At 50.3% G+C, this 19,777-nt stretch carries 16 protein-coding genes; 4 read left to right on the top strand and 12 right to left on the bottom strand.

Going from position 1 to position 19,777, the window contains the following annotated elements:
- Positions 1 to 3 precede the first annotated feature (3 nt).
- Both scfB and scfA read right to left on the bottom strand, forming a co-directional pair.
- A complete protein-coding gene (gene scfB / locus DWX68_RS09705) occupies positions 4 to 1,407 on the bottom strand; it encodes a thioether cross-link-forming SCIFF peptide maturase (protein WP_107001519.1) in 1,404 nt (467 codons plus the stop codon).
- 185 nt (positions 1,408 to 1,592) lie between these two features.
- Complete coding sequence (gene scfA / locus DWX68_RS09710; protein WP_022359867.1) at positions 1,593 to 1,739, bottom strand: six-cysteine ranthipeptide SCIFF; 147 nt, start codon at positions 1,737 to 1,739, stop codon at positions 1,593 to 1,595.
- Between the two features lie 336 nt (positions 1,740 to 2,075).
- Between scfA and DWX68_RS09715 the strand changes: the two genes are divergently transcribed.
- On the top strand, positions 2,076 to 2,435 hold the full coding sequence (locus tag DWX68_RS09715; protein WP_107001467.1) for a TIGR04086 family membrane protein: 360 nt from the start codon (positions 2,076 to 2,078) through the stop codon (positions 2,433 to 2,435).
- Here DWX68_RS09715 and DWX68_RS09720 read toward each other — a convergent pair.
- Positions 2,370 to 3,698: a hemolysin family protein gene (locus DWX68_RS09720; RefSeq protein WP_107001466.1), complete on the bottom strand. Its 1,329-nt coding sequence runs from the start codon at positions 3,696 to 3,698 to the stop codon at positions 2,370 to 2,372. The genes DWX68_RS09715 and DWX68_RS09720 overlap by 66 nt on opposite strands.
- 290 nt (positions 3,699 to 3,988) lie before the next feature.
- The gene (locus DWX68_RS14695) at positions 3,989 to 4,135 is read right to left on the bottom strand and encodes a hypothetical protein (RefSeq protein WP_182432169.1); all 147 of its coding nucleotides are present in this window, start codon (positions 4,133 to 4,135) and stop codon (positions 3,989 to 3,991) included.
- Between the two features lie 167 nt (positions 4,136 to 4,302).
- Here DWX68_RS14695 and DWX68_RS09730 point away from each other — a divergent pair, with 167 nt between their 5' ends.
- Entirely contained in the window at positions 4,303 to 5,145 is an 843-nt protein-coding gene (locus DWX68_RS09730; RefSeq protein ID WP_107001464.1) for a BadF/BadG/BcrA/BcrD ATPase family protein, read from the top strand.
- On the opposite strand, the gene DWX68_RS09735 is transcribed toward DWX68_RS09730, so the two are convergent.
- Positions 5,075 to 5,614: a signal peptidase II gene (locus tag DWX68_RS09735; protein ID WP_118629251.1), complete on the bottom strand. Its 540-nt coding sequence runs from the start codon at positions 5,612 to 5,614 to the stop codon at positions 5,075 to 5,077. The two genes, DWX68_RS09730 and DWX68_RS09735, sit on opposite strands and share 71 nt — an antisense overlap.
- A gap of 137 nt (positions 5,615 to 5,751) precedes the next feature.
- Between DWX68_RS09735 and DWX68_RS09740 the strand changes: the two genes are divergently transcribed.
- Entirely contained in the window at positions 5,752 to 7,443 is a 1,692-nt protein-coding gene (locus tag DWX68_RS09740) for a S8 family peptidase (protein WP_118629253.1), read from the top strand.
- A 110-nt stretch (positions 7,444 to 7,553) separates the two neighbouring features.
- On the opposite strand, the gene clpX is transcribed toward DWX68_RS09740, so the two are convergent.
- Both clpX and DWX68_RS09750 read right to left on the bottom strand, forming a co-directional pair.
- Entirely contained in the window at positions 7,554 to 9,041 is a 1,488-nt protein-coding gene (gene clpX / locus DWX68_RS09745) for an ATP-dependent Clp protease ATP-binding subunit ClpX (protein WP_117796032.1), read from the bottom strand.
- Between the two features lie 291 nt (positions 9,042 to 9,332).
- Positions 9,333 to 10,940, bottom strand: a complete 1,608-nt coding sequence (locus DWX68_RS09750; protein WP_347475181.1) for a trypsin-like peptidase domain-containing protein — start codon at positions 10,938 to 10,940, stop codon at positions 9,333 to 9,335.
- 212 nt (positions 10,941 to 11,152) lie between these two features.
- On the opposite strand from DWX68_RS09750, the gene DWX68_RS09755 reads away from it, so the two are divergent.
- Complete coding sequence (locus DWX68_RS09755; RefSeq protein ID WP_118629361.1) at positions 11,153 to 12,361, top strand: class I SAM-dependent rRNA methyltransferase; 1,209 nt, start codon at positions 11,153 to 11,155, stop codon at positions 12,359 to 12,361.
- A gap of 291 nt (positions 12,362 to 12,652) precedes the next feature.
- On the opposite strand, the gene DWX68_RS09760 is transcribed toward DWX68_RS09755, so the two are convergent.
- The 5 genes from DWX68_RS09760 to DWX68_RS09780 form a co-directional block, all read right to left on the bottom strand.
- Positions 12,653 to 13,567 (bottom strand): AEC family transporter, encoded by a 915-nt coding sequence (locus DWX68_RS09760; RefSeq protein ID WP_182429762.1) that lies wholly within the window; start codon positions 13,565 to 13,567, stop codon positions 12,653 to 12,655.
- Between the two features lie 28 nt (positions 13,568 to 13,595).
- Complete coding sequence (locus DWX68_RS09765; protein WP_117796034.1) at positions 13,596 to 15,293, bottom strand: LCP family protein; 1,698 nt, start codon at positions 15,291 to 15,293, stop codon at positions 13,596 to 13,598.
- A 13-nt stretch (positions 15,294 to 15,306) separates the two neighbouring features.
- Positions 15,307 to 16,728 (bottom strand): undecaprenyl-phosphate glucose phosphotransferase, encoded by a 1,422-nt coding sequence (locus DWX68_RS09770; RefSeq protein WP_107001458.1) that lies wholly within the window; start codon positions 16,726 to 16,728, stop codon positions 15,307 to 15,309.
- Between the two features lie 21 nt (positions 16,729 to 16,749).
- Positions 16,750 to 18,615: an LCP family protein gene (locus DWX68_RS09775; protein ID WP_118629257.1), complete on the bottom strand. Its 1,866-nt coding sequence runs from the start codon at positions 18,613 to 18,615 to the stop codon at positions 16,750 to 16,752.
- Positions 18,616 to 18,774: 159 nt separating this feature from the next.
- Positions 18,775 to 19,773 carry a glycosyltransferase family 2 protein gene (locus DWX68_RS09780; protein ID WP_022359149.1) on the bottom strand — a complete coding sequence of 333 codons (999 nt, stop codon included), beginning with the start codon at positions 19,771 to 19,773 and terminating at the stop codon, positions 18,775 to 18,777.
- Positions 19,774 to 19,777 lie beyond the last annotated feature (4 nt).

The following is a 19,777-nucleotide window of genomic DNA, read 5'->3' on the forward strand; positions in this document are numbered from 1 at the left end:
TCTCTACTCGTCAGAGCCGTCTGCAAGAGCAGCTTTTATCATGATCGCGCACTCGATACGTTTTTTCTGCATCTCGCACCCGATATCATACGCATCCGTGATGGAACCGTGGAAGTTGTAGGAATTGGCCGCACAGCCGCCGCTGCAGTAAAATCTGGCAAAACAATCCCGGCATTTGTCCTTCGCATAAACATTGCAGAGCTTGAACTCATCGCGGACTGCCGTGTTGGTCACGCCCGTATCCACATTGCCGAGAAGGAAATCTTCATTTCCTACAAACTGATGGCACGGATAGAGGTCGCCCCACGGGGTAACTGCCAGATACTCAGTTCCTGAACCGCATCCGGACAGACGTTTTGCCACGCACGGTCCCTGTGTCAGATCGAGCATAAAGTGGAAGAACGTGAAGCCGCGTCCCTCTTTGTGTCTCTTGACATACTCTGCTGCCAGACGGTCATATTCCTCGAGAATCTGCGGAAGATCCGCCTCTTTGATCGCGTAGGGCTCTTCATCCGGTGCTACGACCGGCTCAACCGACATTTTCTTGAATCCAAGATCGGCAAAATGCAGAACATCTTTGCCAAAATCCAGGTTGTTGTGTGTGAAGGTACCACGCACGAAATAATCGCGGTCTCCGCGCTTTTCTGCAAATTTCTGGAACTTCGGCACGATCAGGTCGTAGCTTCCGGTTCCGTTGCGGAATGGGCGCATCTTGTCGTTGACCTCTTTTCGTCCATCCAGACTGAGCACGACGTTTGACATCTCGCGGTTGCAGAATTCCATAATTTCATCGTTTAACAGAACGCCGTTGGTGGTCAGTGTGAAACGGAATTTCTTGTTGTGTGCCTCTTCCTGGGAACGTCCGTACTCGACTAACTGTTTAACCACCTGCCAGTTCATCAGCGGCTCGCCGCCGAAGAAATCGACTTCCAGGTTCCGGCGGTTTCCAGAATTGGCAATCAGGAAATCCAGCGCTTTCTTGCCGACCTCAAAGGTCATCAGCGCTCTGCGTCCATGATACTCGCCCTCTTCTGCAAAGCAGTACTGACAGGCAAGGTTGCAGTCATGCGCGATATGCAGGCAGAGTGCCTTGACAACCGTCTGGCGCTTCTTGAAATCCATAACGAAGTTTTTGTAAATGTCAGCGGTAAAGAGTTCTTCCTGATCGATGAGCTCCTGAATGTCCTCAAACGCCTCTCTGATCTCTTCCTGGCTGTATTTCTCTTTTAATGCTGCCGCCGTCTCGTCTTTCAGGGACTGGGCAATCTGAAACGGCTTCTCGCTATCCGGAATCCGCTCCGATAAAAAGGAAATCACATCGTACAGAAGCGGATCGACCGAATGGACGGAGCCACTGTTGACATCCAGTACGATATAATATCCATTATTTATATACTGATGAATCACTGTCTTTCTCCTTCTATAAGACATAGGCAGGCAGACAACCCGGAACATATGCAGTCCTCTCCTCGGACCGCGCTCCGTCTTGTCTGCCTCCCTGTGTCAACTCTGCGTTTTCTCAGACTCCAGCTCTCCCACTCATGAAAAGCTCTGATTTATCAGAAAACGCCTCATTTGTTTTGTACTGCCAATTAGCGGTTCTGGTTCTCGCAGCTCTGGTTACCTACAGTACAGGATGTCTTACATGCAGACTGGCAGGATGTCTGGCACTCGCCGCAGCCGCCTTTCTTCATGCTGTTCTTCAGTGTGCTTGCGCTCAGTGTCTTTACGTGTTTCATCTCTATGTCCTCCTTCATTTTTTTAGTATATAAAGTCCTACAGATTATATCATATGTTGCCCGCTTGTGCAAGTATTTCAATTTACCGTGTTTCTCACAGATTCCGGCTTTTTTGGAACTGTTCACGGGTAGGCACTTTTGGAACCGAAAGTGCCGTAAGAAAACGTGGTGGCAGCAGGAATTTGCCGTATTGAGATGCGAAGCCACGGCAAATTCCGTTACTGGGCACGTATGCGTGAACAGTAACGCTTGTTTGTAACAATGTTTCATTCTGCAGGCATATTTGTCCTTCTTTGTTCATACGAATAGAAAAAGAATGCACACAGGTATTTTATCATGGAAAAATCAGCTATCCAGATTCTGCTCCGTTCTTCCCTCTTCTCCTACGCGGCAACCGCTGTCTTTCTGCTTCTGCTCGCGTTTGGGATGTACCGGTTTCAGTGGGGTGAAAAGGAAATCACGCTAGGAGTGCGCGGCATCTACATTCTCGCCTGCTTTCTGGCAGGACTCGTCGCCGGAAAGAAAGCAAAAAGGCGCCGGTTCCTCTGGGGATTCTGTGCCGGCGCCCTTTATTTTCTTATTTTTCTAGCCCTGTCTTTTGCGATCCGACAGTCCCTCAAGGAGACTGCCTCATCCCTGCTGCTTTCCTTCGCCCTCTGCGCCGGAAGCGGCACCATCGGCGGTATGTTTAGCTAACGCCGCCTCCGACGGGCTTAACAGGTACAGATGAATCTTATCGATCCGGTTCTTATCCACACATTCGACGACGAGGCGGACGTTTTCCACCACAACCTCTTCTTTTTCCTGTGGAAGATGGTTCAAAAGTCCGATCACCAGTCCGCCAATGGAATCATATTCGTCTGACTGGAGCTCCAGATTCAGGCGTTCATCCAGATCGTCAAGTTTGACCGAACCGTCTACCATGTATTCCCGCGGGGCGATGCGCTGTATGGACTTTTCCTCGTCTCCATCGTACTCGTCCCGGATATCTCCGACAATCTCCTCCAGCATATCTTCCAGCGTGATAAGACCGACCGTCGAACCGTACTCGTCGAGCACGATCACGATGCTGATCGCTGCTTTCCGCATCTCGCGCATCAGCTCAGCAACCTTCTTAAACTCATATGTATAGAGAGGTTTCCGCAGATATTTCCGGACAGAAAAGCCCTCTTCCCCGCCTTTTAAGAAAATATCCTTGATGTTCAGAACACCGATGACATTGTCCGTCGTCTCCTCATAGACCGGGTAACGCGTGTATTTCTCACTGCGGAATACCTCCATCAGCTCGTCATACGTCGCATCCACGTCCACAAACGTCATGTTGACCTTCGGAAGCATGACATCGCGCGCCACGGCGTCCCCAAAATCAAACACATTGTTGATCATCTTCTTCTCTTCGGACTCGATGACGCCCTCTTCGTGGCTGACCTCCACGATCGTCCGCAGCTCATCCTCCGTGATGGACTCGCCCTTTGCCTTCACATCCACGCGAAGCAGCTTCAACACTAAAAATGATAGCTGGTTGACCACAAAAATGACCGGTGTCAGCACCGTCATGATATAATAAATGATTTTAGCGAACCGAAATGCAATCCGCTCAGCCTGTATCGTCGCAACCGTCTTCGGCGTGATCTCGCCGAAAATCAGGATTAAAAGCGTCAGAATGCCCGTCGCAATCCCTACGATCTTGTTGCCCCAGATGTGGGTGGCAAGAACCGTCGCAAGAGAAGACGCATACAGGTTTACCACATTGTTGCCGATCAGAATCGCACTCAGCATTTTGCTCGGATCCTCTATGATCTTCAATACATACTCTGCCTGCTTATCGCCATTCTCCGCCAGCGTCCGCACCCGGATCTTGTTGACCGTCGTCAGCGCCGTCTCCGTAGAAGAAAAGAAAGCCGACATCAAAAGCAGAAGTATCAAAATCAATAGCTGTATCCCATCACCAGAACTCAAAAAACTCAACTCCTATCTCCCCATGTAGGGGATTACTCTTTTTTAAGGTTGATTCTACCGTATTTCATAGGTTCTGTCAATAAAGACAGGCTTGCATTTCCATACTTCTGCCGTCTCCGGGAGTTTGACCGTTGAATAATAGAAAAATACCTTGCAGGCCGCATAGAACCTGCTTTTTTTGTGTCAAAAAAATTCGGAGTCTTTTTATATTGCAAAAAGCTATATTAATAACGAGGGAAAAAGTACATCTGTTAATGTGCGTAAACTGGGAACACTTAAAGAACTCCTTATTAAACATGGACCTCATACTCTCTGCTCCACCATGCCTGATATCCCGTATTTTCGGTCACTATTTCCTTATCATTAAAGCATATTTCAGTCTCTGCCGGAATCTCAACAAAGCTTGGGCGTGACATATAAATCTTTATGTTATCCATTTGAAATATCATTTTAAGAACATTCGGACCACATTCTTCCATTGCACTTTATTTTACTTTACCCTATAATGTTTATAAAAACAATCCAATTCTTACAGTCATAAAAGATACGGAACGACTGCCCTGGCAGCCATATCCTATTTTTATATCATAAAGGAGATAAGCAAATGAATTTATCCCTCGGAATCGACATCGGCAGTTCCAGCACCAAGGCGGCGGCGCTGGATGAGCATGGCACTCTGCTTGGTACGCTTCAGGTTCACGCGGATGACCCGCGCACCTCGGCTTACGGTGTTCTCGGGCGTTTCCTGGATCAGCAGGGCGCTTCGTTTGACGATGTTGAAAAAATCGTCCTGACCGGGCTCGGTTCGACGTATTTCCATGAAAATATCTTCGGCATCCCGACCATCCATGCCCTGGAGCTGGATGCCATCGGACACGGCGGCCTATACCTGTCCGGGCTTGACGAAGCGCTGGTGGTCAGCCTTGGAACCGGCTCTGCCTTTATCCGCGCTTCCAGGACAAACGGCTTCCGTCATCTGGGCGGAAGCGGCGTCGGCGGTGGGACACTTGCCGGCATGGCGGAGCGCTTTCTCGGCGTCACCGACATTTTTGCCCTCTCAGAGATGGCGCTGCGCGGCAATAAGGCCATGGCAGATCTCCGCATCGCCGACGTGCAGGAGGAAGATGTCCCGGGACTTGCCGCCGACTTAACCGCTGCCAATTTTGGGCGAATCAAAAGCGGTGCCTCGGATGCTGACCTGGCTGCCGCTCTTTTCAATATGATTTATGAAAATGTGGGTGTGATGGCGTCCCTGGCTCTCAGCCAGGACACCACCCGGAATGTCGTCCTGACCGGTTCTCTCGCCAGCCTTGCACCTGCTGCAAAGACCTTTGACATTTTCAATCAGATGCACGATGTCTTTGGAATCGACTATATCATTCCGCCTCATCCGTCTTTCGCCACGGCAGTCGGAGCGCTTTTATGTGAGCCTCTGCCGGAGAACTAAGATCACGGACGGCTCCCAGCAGATCGGAGGCTGCGATCAGGGCGCTTCCTGCGAAGATAAAAAAGTCTCCCAGATTAAAGACGACCTTTTCCAGGTATTTACACCGGATGCTGAAATAATCTACCACATAACCGCGTTTGAGGCGGTCATACAGGTTACTTAAACCACCCGCCGTGATGAGGGCAAAACCGATCCGATCGGCTTTTCTGCCTTCGTCCCGGCACAATAACCATGTCAGAATGCCCGCTGCCGCCGAGGTAAAGACAACCGGCACCATGCGGACCAGTTCTTTCTTTTCTTTTTTTATCCCAAAACAGAAACCGTCGTTGTGGTTGCGGTACAGGCGGATCTTTCCATGGCTTTTTTCCATGTCGCGCGGAAAATCTTCCGGTTTCTGGGCTTCTATGTTTTCCTTGCAGAAATAATCGATGCCGAACAGGGCAGCTATCATATACAGGTATTTTTTCATAAGGGCACCTCCTCATATAAATGTCATTATCTAACTTATATTTATTATAACAAGTTTTTCCGACAGAGTATAGGGAAGCTTTCGTATTTTACCGCATATCTTATCTTAAATTCTAAAAAATCTCTATGGAAAACGCTATGAATTGCTCTTCTCTTCCAGACAACCAAACCGCCGATTTTATCGAACGTTTTTTTCCTTTTACCTATAACCAGATTTTGGAAAATGATTCCGGCTGCTATGATTTTGTCAATCATGAGTATGTGATCTGGCACCGGTCTCTGGCGGAGGCGCTGCCGCTCTCAGTCCAGCAGTATGGCTATGACTCGATCCCGAATCTTTATACCATATTAGATACATCCAGCCTGGACAGCGCAGGAATTTCCCGGACGGCAGAACAGCCCTTCCTGGGAAACAAGGGGCGCGGGACGCTGATTGGGATTGTGGATACGGGGATCGATTATACAAATCCCTTGTTACGCGATCCGGATGGAAGCACGCGCATCGCCGCCATCTGGGATCAGACGGTTCCGGGCGAGGGGCTTAGCACGCCGGATCCGATCGATGCGCTGCACTACGGAAGTGTCTACCAGCGTTCCCACATCAACGAGGCGCTGCGCTCGGAAGACCCGCATTCCATCGTCCCCACCTCGGATCCTCTCCGCCACGGCACGCAGATGGCGCTGGTCGCCGCCGGTTCCGAAGATGCCGATGCTTTTTTCTCCGGGGCGGCGCCGGAATCGGAACTGGTCGTTGTCCGCTTGAAACCAGCCAGAACCTATCTTCGCGATTTTTTTCTGATCCGCGAGGATGCCATCGCCTTTCAGGAGGACGACATCATGCTCGGAATCAAGTTTCTTCTTTATATTGCCAGGCAGGAGAAAAAGCCCCTTGTGATCCTGCTGGGTCTTGGCACCAACACCGGAAGCCACAGCGGCACTTCGCCGCTTGGTCTATATCTGAACAGCCTGTCGCGCGCCAGCGGGCAGATTCTGGTCGCCGCCGGAGGCAATGAAACCGGGCGCGGGCACCATTTTCGCAGTGTATTTCCTGCTTCCACCTCCTATGAGGATGTGGAACTGCGGGTCGGTCCCGGCGAACGGGGATTTACGCTGGAACTGTGGGCGCGTGAATCAGAGCTTTACAGTGTCGGATTTTTATCCCCCTCCGGCGACGAAACGGGACGCATCCGGCTCTCCGGCGACGAAGAACGCCGGATTCCCTTTCTTCTGGAAGGAACGACCATTTACCTCAACTATACCAGCTCCGAGCTGGCGACCGGAAGCGAACTGATCCTAATGCGCTTTGATACCCCCGCCGCCGGAATCTGGAAAATCCGCGTCTACCACACGCTCTCGATTCAGGGTGAATACCATATGTGGCTGCCGGTGCACGGCTTTATCTCGGATGAAACCTTCTTTCTGCGCCCGGATCCGGACACAACCATCACCGATCCGGGCAATACAGCAGCCATCATCACCACCGCCGCCTACAGCCACCAGACGGGCGGGATCTATCTGCATTCCAGCCGCGGATTTACCCGCACCGGAGCTATCAAGCCCGACCTTGCCGCCCCCGGCGTCCGGCTCCCGCTTCCCGATTATCAGGAGGTAACCGGAACCTCATTTGCCGCCGCCATGACCGCCGGAGCCGCCGCGATCCTGCTCTCCTGGTCTGCCTATACGCCATCAGCCCCGCGGATCAACACCTCGATTGCCAAGGCGTTTCTGATTCGCGGGGCTGACCGCCGAAATTCCATCGAATATCCCAGCCGGGAGTGGGGGTATGGGACGTTAAACCTATATAACTCTTTTTTATCCATGAGAAGTTAATTAACTTCTGCTGTTTTCTCTTCACACACAAATTGCTTTTCCAGATCCTTACATCGATAACTTTCACCACATCCATGACACCGTTCACCGATCATGCTCCTGAAAAGCTATTACCCCCGCATCTCTATCCGCGGACCGCCCTTCTTCTCCAGATACGGGCGCGTGATCACAACGGATCCGATATTCGGATCTTTCGGGATCTCATACATGATATCCATCATAAAATCCTCTAAAATTGCACGCAGCGCACGGGCACCCGTATCTTTTTCCAGCGCCCGCTCGGCGATCCACTCCAGTGCATCGTCCTCAAACACCAGTTTGACCTCATCCAGCGCCAGCAGGCGCTCATACTGCTTGAGGATCGCATTTTTCGGTTCTTTCAGAATCCGCATCAGCAATTCCTTTGTCAGCCCCTGCAGGCTCACAAGCACCGGCAGACGTCCGAGAAACTCCGGAATCATGCCAAAATTCCGCAGATCTTCCGTTGTCACCTGGCTCAAAATATCCGGATCATTGTCAAATTCATCCTTCAAATGGGAGTTGAAGCCCATCGTGGAACGCTTTTTCAGGCGCTCCTTGATGATATCATCCAATCCCGGAAACGCGCCGCCACAGATAAACAGGATGTTGTTCGTATCCACAGTCGCCATCGGCGTGAGCGCATTCTTCTGGTTTGAGCCGACCGGCACCTCTACCTGGCTGCCTTCCAGAAGTTTTAAAAGCTCCTGCTGTACCGACTCACCGCTGACATCGCGGCTCATCGTATTTTTCTTTTTCGCAATTTTATCGATCTCATCGATGAAAATGATGCCTTGCTCAGCTTTCTCCACATCATTTCCAGCCGCTGCCAGAAGCTTGGAGACTACGCTTTCTATATCATCTCCGATATATCCAGCTTCCGTGAGCGCCGTCGCATCCGCGATCGCCAGCGGCACATCCAAAAGCTTCGCCAGCGTCTTGACCAGGTACGTTTTTCCGCTTCCGGTCGGTCCCAGCATCAGGATGTTGGATTTCTCAATCTCCGGCTCGCCGCCCTGCATCTGCATTCCCTGTGCCGCCGCGTTTTCCGCCTTTTCTTCCGTATTTTCATTTGCCCGAAGCTCGTCCTGCTGCCGGAGAATCACGCGCTTATAATGGTTGTAGACTGCCACTGAAACTGCCCGTTTCGCCCGCTCCTGCCCGATCACATACGTATCCAGCTGCGCCTTGATCTGGTGCGGTGCCGGAACATCCTTCATCGTCAGAAATTTCTCCGCGTCTTTTGCCTTGCTCTTTTTCTTGATCTTATTTTTCTCTGGAATCTCTGTATTCGGCATCTGCATGCCCGCAAAATCATTGAGATTCATGTTCATAAACGGCATATTTTGAAGCTTGGAAAAGTCCATGCCCGACTTGGAAATCGAGTCAAATGCTTTCTGCATACACTCATGGCAGAAATTCATCCCGCCCGGCATCGTGATCATCTCTCCCGCCTTGCTCTCCGGGCGGCGGCAGACGTAGCAGATTTTCTCGTAATCATCCGAATGATCTGTACTGGTTTTATTTGTATCTGTTTCGTTTATATTGGTTGTCGTATCTATATTCTGGTTATCACTCATATTTTTATATTTCCTCCAATCTGAAAGCACCTTTTCATTTTATCATAGCTTGCGAAAAACGTAAATCATAACAGCAGCCGTCATTTCGTTTTAAAAATAAAAAAATTTCCTATGAAACAAAAAGACAGATGAATCACCGCCCTCTCTGATTACAAGAGGATCTACCGGCGGTTCACCTGCCTTCTTTTCTATATCTTCCTGATTTTATTCATTTCCGCTTCGCAACAGTTCCGTATCTTCACCGTTACGGGCAAATATCCATTCCAGTCCACTTCGCTGATGGGATATTTTCTATCTTCCCAGTTTTCTCTGCGGACTTGCCTGTGATTCACTCCGGCTCTCGTTCTGGCTATCCTGGCTCTGCGGCATATCGCTCTTGGAGCCCAGTGTAATCTGTACGTTTCTCTCGACATATTTGCCATTTTCCAGACTCTGTACCGTCATGGTAACGGTGGAACCTGCCTTATAGTAAGTCAGCATTTTCTTGAGATCATCACCATTCTTTACCTTCTCACCGTCAAACTTGGTGATAATATCGCGCTCCCGCAGATCCGACCTGGATGCCGCGCCGCCCGCAACAATCTTGTATACATAGATACCTTCCGGCATGCCATACGCCTGCGCCATCTGGCTGTCGATATTCTGAAGCTGGATTCCCAGATAACCCTGCTCATTCTCATCGACAGCTACCTTCGTCGTCTTCGTCATCAGGTCGCTGATAATATCCTTTGCCTGTGAAATCGGGATCGCATAGCCGATACCCTCAACACTGGTGTCCGAATACTTCGCCGCATTGATGCCGATAACTTCACCGTTCATATTTAAAAGTGCGCCGCCGCTGTTGCCTGGGTTGATCGCCGCATCGACCTGCAGAAGTGTCCGCTCTACGTCGTTGATGGTTACCTTTTTATTTAAAGCGCTGACATAACCGACGGTAACCGACTGCCCCTGTCCCAGTGCGTTACCGATTGCCACAACACCCTGTCCCAGCTTCAGGGAATCAGAATCGCCCAGATCGGCTGCCTTAATCTGTTTTCTCGTTTCTTCCGGTATATCTGAAAGCTGTACAGCAATGACTGCCAGATCCGAATCGGAATCAGTACCTTTGACCGCTGCCTTAACGCTCTGGTTATCAATAAAGGTAACCGAAAGTTCCTCGGAATCTTCAACGACATGGTTATTGGTAATAATCAGAAGTTCCGTGTCATTCTGTCCGGCAATGATTCCTGAACCGCTGCTCGGCACCTCGTACTGCTGCTGACCAAACAGCCAGTTGTTCTGTGTATAAATCATCTTGTTGTTGATCGCTACAACGGACGGCATCGCTTTCTCTACAATTGAAGAAACATCGTTGCCAATGGAGGCCTGCGTTTTAGTGCCCGCATCTGCCTGTGTCTCCTGGGAAACCTGACCGATCGTTTCCTGTGCGGTCTCACCCGGAAGAAGCCGGTTTGAAAGTGCATTCACGCCAACCATGGTTCCGCCTGCCACACAGCCAAACAAAATGCCCGACATCACAAGTGCCGCAATTTTCTTACCAGTATTCTTAGAGCCATGTCCCCGGCCACTCCGTTCTTCCGGAATATAGCTGCGTTCCGGCTGCTTCTCTGCATTCTCTTTCGGATCTGCTCCGGCTGCTGCCTCCGGTTCTCCATCGAGACTGCCCCGGTAACGTGAATCATGATAACCGCCATAATCGGAAGTTTCTTCTTTTTTAGCAGTATCGTTATTCTTTTCCTCATAAGCGCTGTCCGAATAAGCGCCCTCCGTATAATCTACATCCTGATCGTGTCTCTCATTTCTTTCATTCTCGTCATACATATATTCATACCTCCTGTTCTCAGGAATCACAGCCGCGTACTGTCCATTTTGCGAACCTTCCCGCAGCGGATTGTTCATACTCTTATATTCTATCTCAGGCTTTCTGCCCTCTCTCTGTTTACATGAGATAGTCTATCAGTTATTTGTGATGTAATTGTGAAAATAAAATCATAAATCTGTGAAGCTTAAAAACATCTCTCGGTTTTCACTTGTCAGTCCTTCTCTCCTCTTGTATACTTAATGAATGAAACGAATTTTACATTTTATATGAAAGGACTATTACATCCATGATGAATACACAGGCAGTTGTCCATATCCGCAAAGGCGAGGCTCGTTCCCTGAAAGCCGGCGGTATGTGGATCTATGATAATGAAATTGAACGAATTGAGGGCGAATTTGAAAATGGCGATATCCTTCGTGTCGAAGATTTTGACGGTTATCCACTCGGATGTGGTTTTATCAACACCCGCTCCAAGCTTACCGTGCGGATGCTTTCCCGCAAAAAGGATACTGTCATCGACGATGCTTTTATCGAAATGCGCGTCCGCAATGCCTGGGAATACCGCCGTCAGACAGTTGATACCAGCAGCTGCCGCCTGATTTTCGGCGAAGCAGATTTCCTTCCGGGCATCGTGATCGACACATTTTCCGATGTGCTGGTCGTTGAATCCCTGGCGCTCGGTATCGACCGTCTGAAACCGCTGATTCTGGAAAAACTCGTCAAGGTGCTTGAGGAAGACGGCATTCATATCCGCGGTATTTACGAGCGCAGCGACGCTAAGGTCCGCTTACAGGAGGGCATGGAGCGCTATAAGGGCTTTATCGGGGAACCATTTGATACAAAAGTAGAGATCGTTGAAAATGGTGTCCGCTATCTGGTAGATGTCAAGGACGGGCAGAAAACTGGCTTTTTCCTCGACCAGAAATACAACCGTCTGGCAATCCAGCGTCTCTGCCCGGGCAAACGCGTTCTGGACTGTTTTACCCACACCGGCTCCTTTGCCTTAAATGCAGCCGTCTCTGGCGCCAAAGAGGTCATCGGCGTGGATGCGTCCGAACTTGCCGTCGCACAGGCGCGTGAAAATGCAGAGTTAAACGGTGTTTCCGGCACTACCACCTTTCAGTGCGCGGATGTCTTTGACCTGCTTCCGGAATTAGAGGCAAAAGGTGAGCAATTTGACGTCGTGATTCTCGATCCGCCTGCCTTCACAAAATCCCGCAGCTCGGTCAAAAATGCCATCAAGGGCTACCGCGAGATCAATATTCGCGGTCTGCGTCTGGTAAAGGACGGCGGCTACTTCGCCACCTGCTCCTGCTCCCATTTCATGACGCCGGAACTCTTCACAAAGGCGATTCAGGAGGCAGCCCGCAGCGCCCACCGCCGCCTGCGCCAGATCGAATACCGCACCCAGGCAGCCGACCATCCGATTCTGTGGGCGGGGGATGAGACGTCCTATTATCTGAAGTTCTACATTTTCCAGGTTGTGGATGAGAAGTAAAATTACAGAATGTTTGTAAGACTATAACCAAGCAATATGAACTGCTATTATAAATCATGAATATGCAAATCCTCTCAGAGCAATCTGAGGGGATTTGTGTTATACAATTTTCAAGGGAAAACGAAAATAGCCGCCATTACTGCAATAATGACGGCTGTTAATAAAACAGTTGTTTAATTTATTCAGGTAAGCCGCTCCTCTGGCTTTTCCTTTTTTCTATCCCTAATATAACATATCTTTTCATCCAATGCAAGCGAAACCCCCTTTATAGAAATACGAACTCATAAGGGATTACCGCTGCAGCACCATACACCAAACCGGTGCCGACACCATCGAAAGCAGCGTCGTAAATACCACGCACTTCGTCGCAAAGACTTCATCCCCGCCATATTTCGCGGCAAGAATCGCCGTCGTGCTTGCTGCCGGCATCGCTGCCAGCACCACAGAAATCCCCATCACCAGCGTGTCGATATGGAACAGCAGACAGCCGGCCCACACAAGCGCCGGGATCAGGATCAGGCGCACGGCGGCATAGTAGCAGCTGAGTGGCGTGATCATCGTCTTCATATCTGCCTCCGCCAGAACGGTTCCGACAAAAATCATGGAGACTGCCGTGTTTGCCTTGTTTAAGCTATGTACCGTATCTCCCAGGAATCCCGGAATCTGCATCTGTAAAAGCATCAGCACAAAGCCGATGAATACGGAGACAATACACGGATGCGTGCATATCTTTTTAATCAGAGTCTTCCGATCCGGCGCCTTCGTAAAATACGTCATTCCCAGCGACCACATCGCAGTTCTCTGCGGAATCAGGTAAAAAGAGGCGTAGAAAAGCCCCATCGAGCCGAAGATGCCCTCCGCCACCGGATTTCCCAGAATCCCGGCATTGGACGCCATCGTCGCGTATTTGAGGACCTTCTTCTTTTCCTCTCCCACACCCGGGTACAGTACCATATTTAAGATATAACAAGCCACCTGAACCATACACGAGACGAGCAGCGCCTGTGCGCTGCTCTTTAAGATATCCATGCTCAGTTCTACTTCAAATGACTCGATGATACTGCAGGGAAGTGTCACAAAGATGACCAGATCCGCAATGACCCTTTTTCCCTCATCCGTGATAATTCCCTTCTTCTTTAAGAATGCACCCAGAATCATCAGGGAAAATAACATTCCCTGCATCCGGTACAAACCATCTAAATTCAAAGCATTTCCTCCGTTTCACACTCTCTCATCACTCAATGATGATTCCCGCATCCGTCTTACTTCCCGGTGCACTGCTTCCATTCGGGGAACCGCTGCCGGAAGGTTTTTCTCTGCCATTCTCCGTGCCGGTGCCAGAATTTCCGCCCGGAAATGCCGGCGAAGAACCGCCAGACTCTGCCTCACTGCTCTCCCGCGCATTTTCCTTTGATGCATGCGTACCGTCCGGACGGCTTTCCTGCTCAGAAACGTCATTCTCCTGTGTTTCCGAAGCATTACCGGTCTCTTTCTCCGACTCGTCGCTGCCGCTCCCGGCTTTCTGGCTTTCGTCCGCGCCGCTCTCCTGCGTCGGATCCAGGATGGAAATTGTCGTCGCCTCGGTCGTCTTCGGCAATGCCTTCGTTTCTGCCTGTTTCGTGCCATAAACGCCTGTATCTGATACAATTTTCTGACTGATCGTCCGGACCGTCTCAGTCGGCGTGTATTCCTCATCGCCAAACAGGAAATGATGCAGCTCGATGACATTGCTCTCCAGCGTCTGCGGGATGACGCAGGCGCCCTTGCGTCCCATCTTCTTTTCCCTCAGCTCCGACGGAAAACCGGTCGTCTCGGTCAGATGGTAACGCGTAATATTTCGTCCTATCTTCAACAGATCATTGATCTCGATGCTGGTCGCCACCTGTGGAAATACCGTCTGCACAATATTGTTGATCGTCGCCCAATCTGCTTTTTTCATCTTCTCAAACGCGAGGGAAATAACCTTTCTCTGTCGTTCGGTACGGGCATAGTCCGTATCCATCAGACGGAGACGCCCATATGCAACCGCCTGCACACCGTCCAGATGGTTCATGCCCGCTGATTTAAGCTGGGTCGAAGCGACGCCGGTCGCCTTGACCGTCTCAGAAATGAACGCATTGATATAATAAAACTCTGATTTCGTGATCTCCACGTCAATGCCGCCCAGAATGTTGATCGCATCTGCAACGGCTTTCCAGTTAAAGGTCGCATAATCGTCAATATCGATATCCAGGTTCCTATTGAGCGCCTTGACAACCTGCTCCGGTCCGCCCTGCATATAAGCAGCGTTGATTTTGTTGTAGGTATTCTTGTCGCTGATATTTAAATATGAATCCCGGTACACCGAAACCAGACGTATCTCACCGGTTCCCTGATCGATGTTGCAGAGAATATTGACATCCGAGTTGTTGCCCTTTCCGACCGATGAGTTACGGCTATCCACGCCGAAAACCGCGATCGTCCAATAACCGCTCATCTGCTCCTGCTTCTCCTCCGAAATCTCGACGTTTTTGATCTCATCCGGGTTCCACGGAAGCCGCTGCATCAGATCCAGACGGCTGCTGATATACGAATATCCCGCAAAGCAGAGAATCCCGATCAGCATCACGCTCTCCAGAAGAATAAACCATATCTTCCGCTTCTTTTTCCGGCGCGCTTTCAATTTAACCGGGTCGGCGTAAATATCCGACCGGTTCATGGTCCGGGTTTTCTCCTGATTCCGGCTCTCCCGGCTGCTGCCAGGCTGCGTCTGTCCCCTCTTTGCCGCTTTCTGACCACTTCGGCTTCTATCTCCGCTCCGGTGGGATCCGTCCTCCCGGCGTTCCGTAAATGAATCCGTGATCAGTGTCAGACCATCGTCTTCCATCTCCGACGGTTTTGCCCGTCGGCTCCGGCGGTGTCCTGACCTATCTCTTTCTTCTTCATATCCCATGTGGTTTTCCTCATCAATACGCGTTTTTATTTATAAAGCCCTTAAAAACCGTCAAAAACATGATTTTAAAATCAAATCCCAGCGTCCAGTTCTCGATGTAATACAGATCATGCTCAATCCGCTTCGTGATCGAGGTATCGCCCCGGTAACCATTGACCTGTGCCCATCCGGTCATTCCCGGACGCACCTGGTGTTTGATCATATAACGCGGAATCTCTTCCTTGAATTTTTCAACGAAAAACGGGCGTTCCGGGCGCGGTCCAACCAGGCTCATATCGCCCTTCAGAACATTAAACAGCTGCGGAAGCTCGTCAATGCTCGTCTTCCGGATAAATCTTCCAATCGGAGTCACACGCGGGTCTCCCGGCGTCGTCCACTGGCTTTTCTCCTTTGCCGCCGACTGTACCGCCATCGAGCGGAACTTATACATCTTAAACGGCTTATTGTGAAGTCCCACCCGCTCCTGACAGAAAATGACCGGTCCCGGCGAAGTCGCCTTTATAAGAATCGCCGTCACCAGCATCACCGGTGAAAACAGGATGAGCGCCATCATGCCGCCGACCAGATCCATCGTCCGCTTCATCGTTGCGTTGAGCAGATTCGTGAGCGGCACATGGCGGATGTGGATCACCGGAAGTCCCTGCAGATCCTCCATAAACGGACGGGTCGGGATAAAGTTATAATAATCCGGGATAAATTTCGTATGCACACCCGATTTTTCACAGCCTGCCACGATTTTTTCCAGTTTTCCATACTCCTGGATGCTCAGGGTGATCGCGATCTCATCCAGCGTATTGAGCGCCAGAATCGTATCCAGATCGTCAATTTTGCCGATCACGCGCACTCCCTTATATTCTTTGCCCCACTCCTCATGGTCATCCAGAATACCGCGGATTTTATAGCCCCACTCCGGGTTGACATTCACACGGTCAATAAATCCTTCCGCTGCCCGGCTGTAACCGACCAGAAGCAGATGCTTCTGGTTATATCCCTTCGACCGCATCGACCGAAGCGCTATCCGCAGGATATTCCGCATCAGAATCTCAGCAAAGAGATTGATGCCAAAAAACAAAAATACCATCGGACGGGAGAAGTTGTGGAAATACTCATTTTTACCGCCCAGGTAAAGCATCAGTGAGATCACCAAAAGACCGATGATGTTAGCCTTAAAAATATTGGCTAACTCCACCCGTCTTCCCTGAACCCGTTTGGGCGTGTAAAGATGAAAAAATGCGTATAAAATCAAATAAAACGGTACAATAAGAACGCCAGCCGCCAGATAGACGACTGCCATTGCGCTCTTATTATGCCCTGTTACATTAAACCACGACGTTCCATTGACGATAAACCACGCAAGTGCGTAGGCGCATGCAATGACACATGCGTCCAGCACTACGTGGAAATGGTTCAGCCGTTTCTGGTTATCTTTTATCATAGTATATCACCTGAATTCAGATTAAGCTCCCGGACCTGCCGGACCGCCGGGGCCTGCTGCATCGCTGTTTCCGGAATTCCCCGGATCCTGAATCTCTGTGACCGGGCTTTTCACACCGGAATTATCTGATGCACCCGGAGAAGTCTTTTCACTGGATGCCGCTGTCTCTGCCGCTGTCGTGGTTGTAGATCCCGGTTTTGCAACGGAAGACTTCGTCTCCGATGTGCTGCCTGGTCCGGATAAAGAATCATCCGCCTCGGTTGTCTTATCCGTATGATTTTTCTTGCCGGGAGTCGTCGTTGTTCCTGGTCCCTTACTGCTGTTGCTCTTCGACTCTTCTTCCTCCCAGTCAATCCAGTCTTCATCCGGATCAAAGATCTCGTCCAATCCGATCGAGCTCTCGCTCTCGCCCTTCTTGGTCTCATCCCCGCTCTCGTCATCCGACTCGTCCGAAGCACTCGTCGATGACTTCTTAGCGGCATCCTTCGCCGCTGCCTGCGCGGCAATACGGCTCGCCCGTTTCTTGATAAACGTCTGGGCGCTGACACCCTGATCGACCGGAACATGACCAATCAGCTTCGCATTCGTCGTAAGCCCCGTTACCTGCGCGATATGGCTGCTGTACTCCTTAACATTAGACGGAACCTGATAATCTTCCTCATCAAACAGGAACTTATGAAGCTCTTTTACGTTGTACTCCAGTGTCTGCGGGATAACGCAGTCACCGATCTTTCCAACATCCTGCTCACCTCTGGCTGCCGGGAATCCCGCGGTCTCACCAATATGGAACTTCGCGATATTGCGTGCCAGCGGAATCAAATCCGTAATATCAACATTGGTTGCAAGCTGCGGCATGATCGTCTGAATCAGACAGTTGAGTGTCGCCCAGTCTGCATTTTTTGCCTTATCAAAGGCTTTCTGAAGAATAATTCTCTGACGCTCGGTACGCGCATAGTCCGTATCTGAATAACGGATACGTCCGTATGCAACTGCCTGGATACCATCCAGATGTACATTGCCCGCATGGGTCAGCTGATGAGAACCGATACCAGTCTCCTTTACGGTCTCCGTGATGAAGGCATTGATCCAGGAGAACTCTGCATCACTCAGCTCGACATCTACACCGCCCAGAATGTTGATGGCATCCGCAACCGCTTTCCAGTTGAACGTCGCATACTGGGTAATGTTAAGACCCAGGTTCTTATTCAGCGCCTTAACTGCCTGCTCCGGACCGCCCTGTGCGTAAGCGGCGTTGATCTTATTATAAGAGTTTTTATCGTTGATATTCAGATAACTGTCCCGGAATACCGATACAAGGCGGATCTCACCCGTCTCCAGATTGATATTGGCAATCATGTTGACATCCGCGTTCGTACCTTTTCCGACATTCATCTGCCCGTGCTCACTTCGCGAATCGACACCGAAGCACGCCACGGTCATGTAGCCCTTCATATCATCGATCTGTTCCTGGGACAGATTGACGTTCTTAACCTGGTCCTCGTTGAAATCAATCTTCTGCATAGAACCGAAGGTTCTGTGATACATATACCAGAACGCACCGCCCAGAATCATCAATATAATCACGACAATCTCCGCCGCAATGATCATATGCTTTCTGTGGCGCGCCGATTTACGGTAATGGCTGCCGCGGCGTCCCGAACTCTTTTTTCCACTTCCAGCGCTCTTAGGACCGCTGTAGCCGGAACGTACTGAACCGCTGCCCGCCTCACCTTTTCTCTGGCTATTTTCGACTGTACTGCTGACTCTTCTGCGGCTGGTGCCGGAAGCAGAACTGCCGCGCGAAGAATACCCTGCCTGACTGGCACGGCTGCTTCTGCCCTCGCGGCGCGCCCTCATGCGCTCCAGCTCATCATCCTCATAATTCATAAGCTACCTCATCTTTCACTTGCTTGCTGCCGCTCAGACATTGTCTGATAAGCAGCCTTTCTCCGTGTTGCATCTGCTAAACCATGACCGTTCACACATCGCGCAAACTCTAAGTTACTGTCCACACATACGCGCCCAGTAACAACTCTAACCTTTTCCTCACGATTTATCAGATGCTGCTTTTTTCTCGATCTGTCTCACAGCAAATTCATAGACATAGAGAAATGTCCCAGCTAAAAGTTCCAGCTCTATCGCCAGATAATTTTTAAGCCGTTCCGGGCGGTACGCCACTTTTTTACACTTCTTTGCCGTCCGTATGCCTTCTTTCAGACCTTCCAGATAATCTTTTCCAAACCCGAGTTTCCTGAAAAATGAATATTTCACGAAAATCCCCGCTGCGATCGGAATCGCATTTATGATAAGCTGTAAGCACGGCATATTTTTATAATTCAGATACACATTGTTGCGTGCCGCCAGCTTAACCTTGAATGAATTGTACTTGGAACCGCTGGTTCCGCTTCCGACGTGCCATACCAGCGCCGCCGGGCAATATATATTGTCATAACCCGCAATCCGGGCTCTATAGCCCACATCAATATCTTCCAGATAGGCAAAATGCATCTCATCGAAATAGCCTATCTCCTCAAATACCTCTCTCCTGTAGATCGCTGCGCCCGCGCACGCCGAGAATACCCGGCTTGAACGGCGGTAATGCGTAAGATCCCGTCCCACGCCGCGCTGGTACGCCCAGCCAAGCAGGGAATACATATCGCCTGCATCATCCAGCCTGTCTGGATGGTACATCTGGATCATCCGGCTGCTGACGGAAAAGATGCGCTCCGACTGACCGATCGCACGCACCATCTCCGCCACGAAATACTCGTCCACCCGGACGTCATTATTTAAAAGCAGCACATACGGTGTGTCTGCCGCCTTGATTCCGACGTTGACTGCACCGGAAAATCCCGTGTTTTCCGGCAGGAAAATCGTATCGATCTGATGTTCCTTCAGCCACTCCACACTTCCGTCCGTCGAACCGTTGTCCACCACCAGCGTCCGGAAATTCGGATACGTCTGTGCATTCAGTGAACGGATGCATTCGTCCATAAATTTCAACCCATTATAATTGGGAATAATAATTGTCGTTGTAATCTCCATCCCG

The sequence above is a fragment of the Clostridium sp. AF20-7 genome (genome assembly GCF_003479275.1).
In the GTDB taxonomy this organism is placed as follows: Bacteria; Bacillota; Clostridia; order Lachnospirales; family Lachnospiraceae; genus Otoolea; species Otoolea fessa.

Bases quoted from the DNA above. Each gene is read 5' to 3' on its own strand.
- scfA (WP_022359867.1), bottom strand. From the start codon at position 1,739: ATGAAACACGTAAAGACACTGAGCGCAAGCACACTGAAGAACAGCATG.
- DWX68_RS09715 (WP_107001467.1), top strand. From the start codon at position 2,076: ATGGAAAAATCAGCTATCCAGATTCTGCTCCGTTCTTCCCTCTTCTCC.
- DWX68_RS14695 (WP_182432169.1), bottom strand. From the start codon at position 4,135: ATGGATAACATAAAGATTTATATGTCACGCCCAAGCTTTGTTGAGATT.
- DWX68_RS09730 (WP_107001464.1), top strand. From the start codon at position 4,303: ATGAATTTATCCCTCGGAATCGACATCGGCAGTTCCAGCACCAAGGCG.
- DWX68_RS09735 (WP_118629251.1), bottom strand. From the start codon at position 5,614: ATGAAAAAATACCTGTATATGATAGCTGCCCTGTTCGGCATCGATTAT.
- DWX68_RS09740 (WP_118629253.1), top strand. From the start codon at position 5,752: ATGAATTGCTCTTCTCTTCCAGACAACCAAACCGCCGATTTTATCGAA.
- clpX (WP_117796032.1), bottom strand. From the start codon at position 9,041: ATGAGTGATAACCAGAATATAGATACGACAACCAATATAAACGAAACA.
- DWX68_RS09750 (WP_347475181.1), bottom strand. From the start codon at position 10,940: ATGAACAATCCGCTGCGGGAAGGTTCGCAAAATGGACAGTACGCGGCT.
- DWX68_RS09755 (WP_118629361.1), top strand. From the start codon at position 11,153: ATGAATACACAGGCAGTTGTCCATATCCGCAAAGGCGAGGCTCGTTCC.
- DWX68_RS09765 (WP_117796034.1), bottom strand. From the start codon at position 15,293: ATGGGATATGAAGAAGAAAGAGATAGGTCAGGACACCGCCGGAGCCGA.
- DWX68_RS09770 (WP_107001458.1), bottom strand. From the start codon at position 16,728: ATGATAAAAGATAACCAGAAACGGCTGAACCATTTCCACGTAGTGCTG.
- DWX68_RS09775 (WP_118629257.1), bottom strand. From the start codon at position 18,615: ATGAATTATGAGGATGATGAGCTGGAGCGCATGAGGGCGCGCCGCGAG.
- DWX68_RS09780 (WP_022359149.1), bottom strand. From the start codon at position 19,773: ATGGAGATTACAACGACAATTATTATTCCCAATTATAATGGGTTGAAA.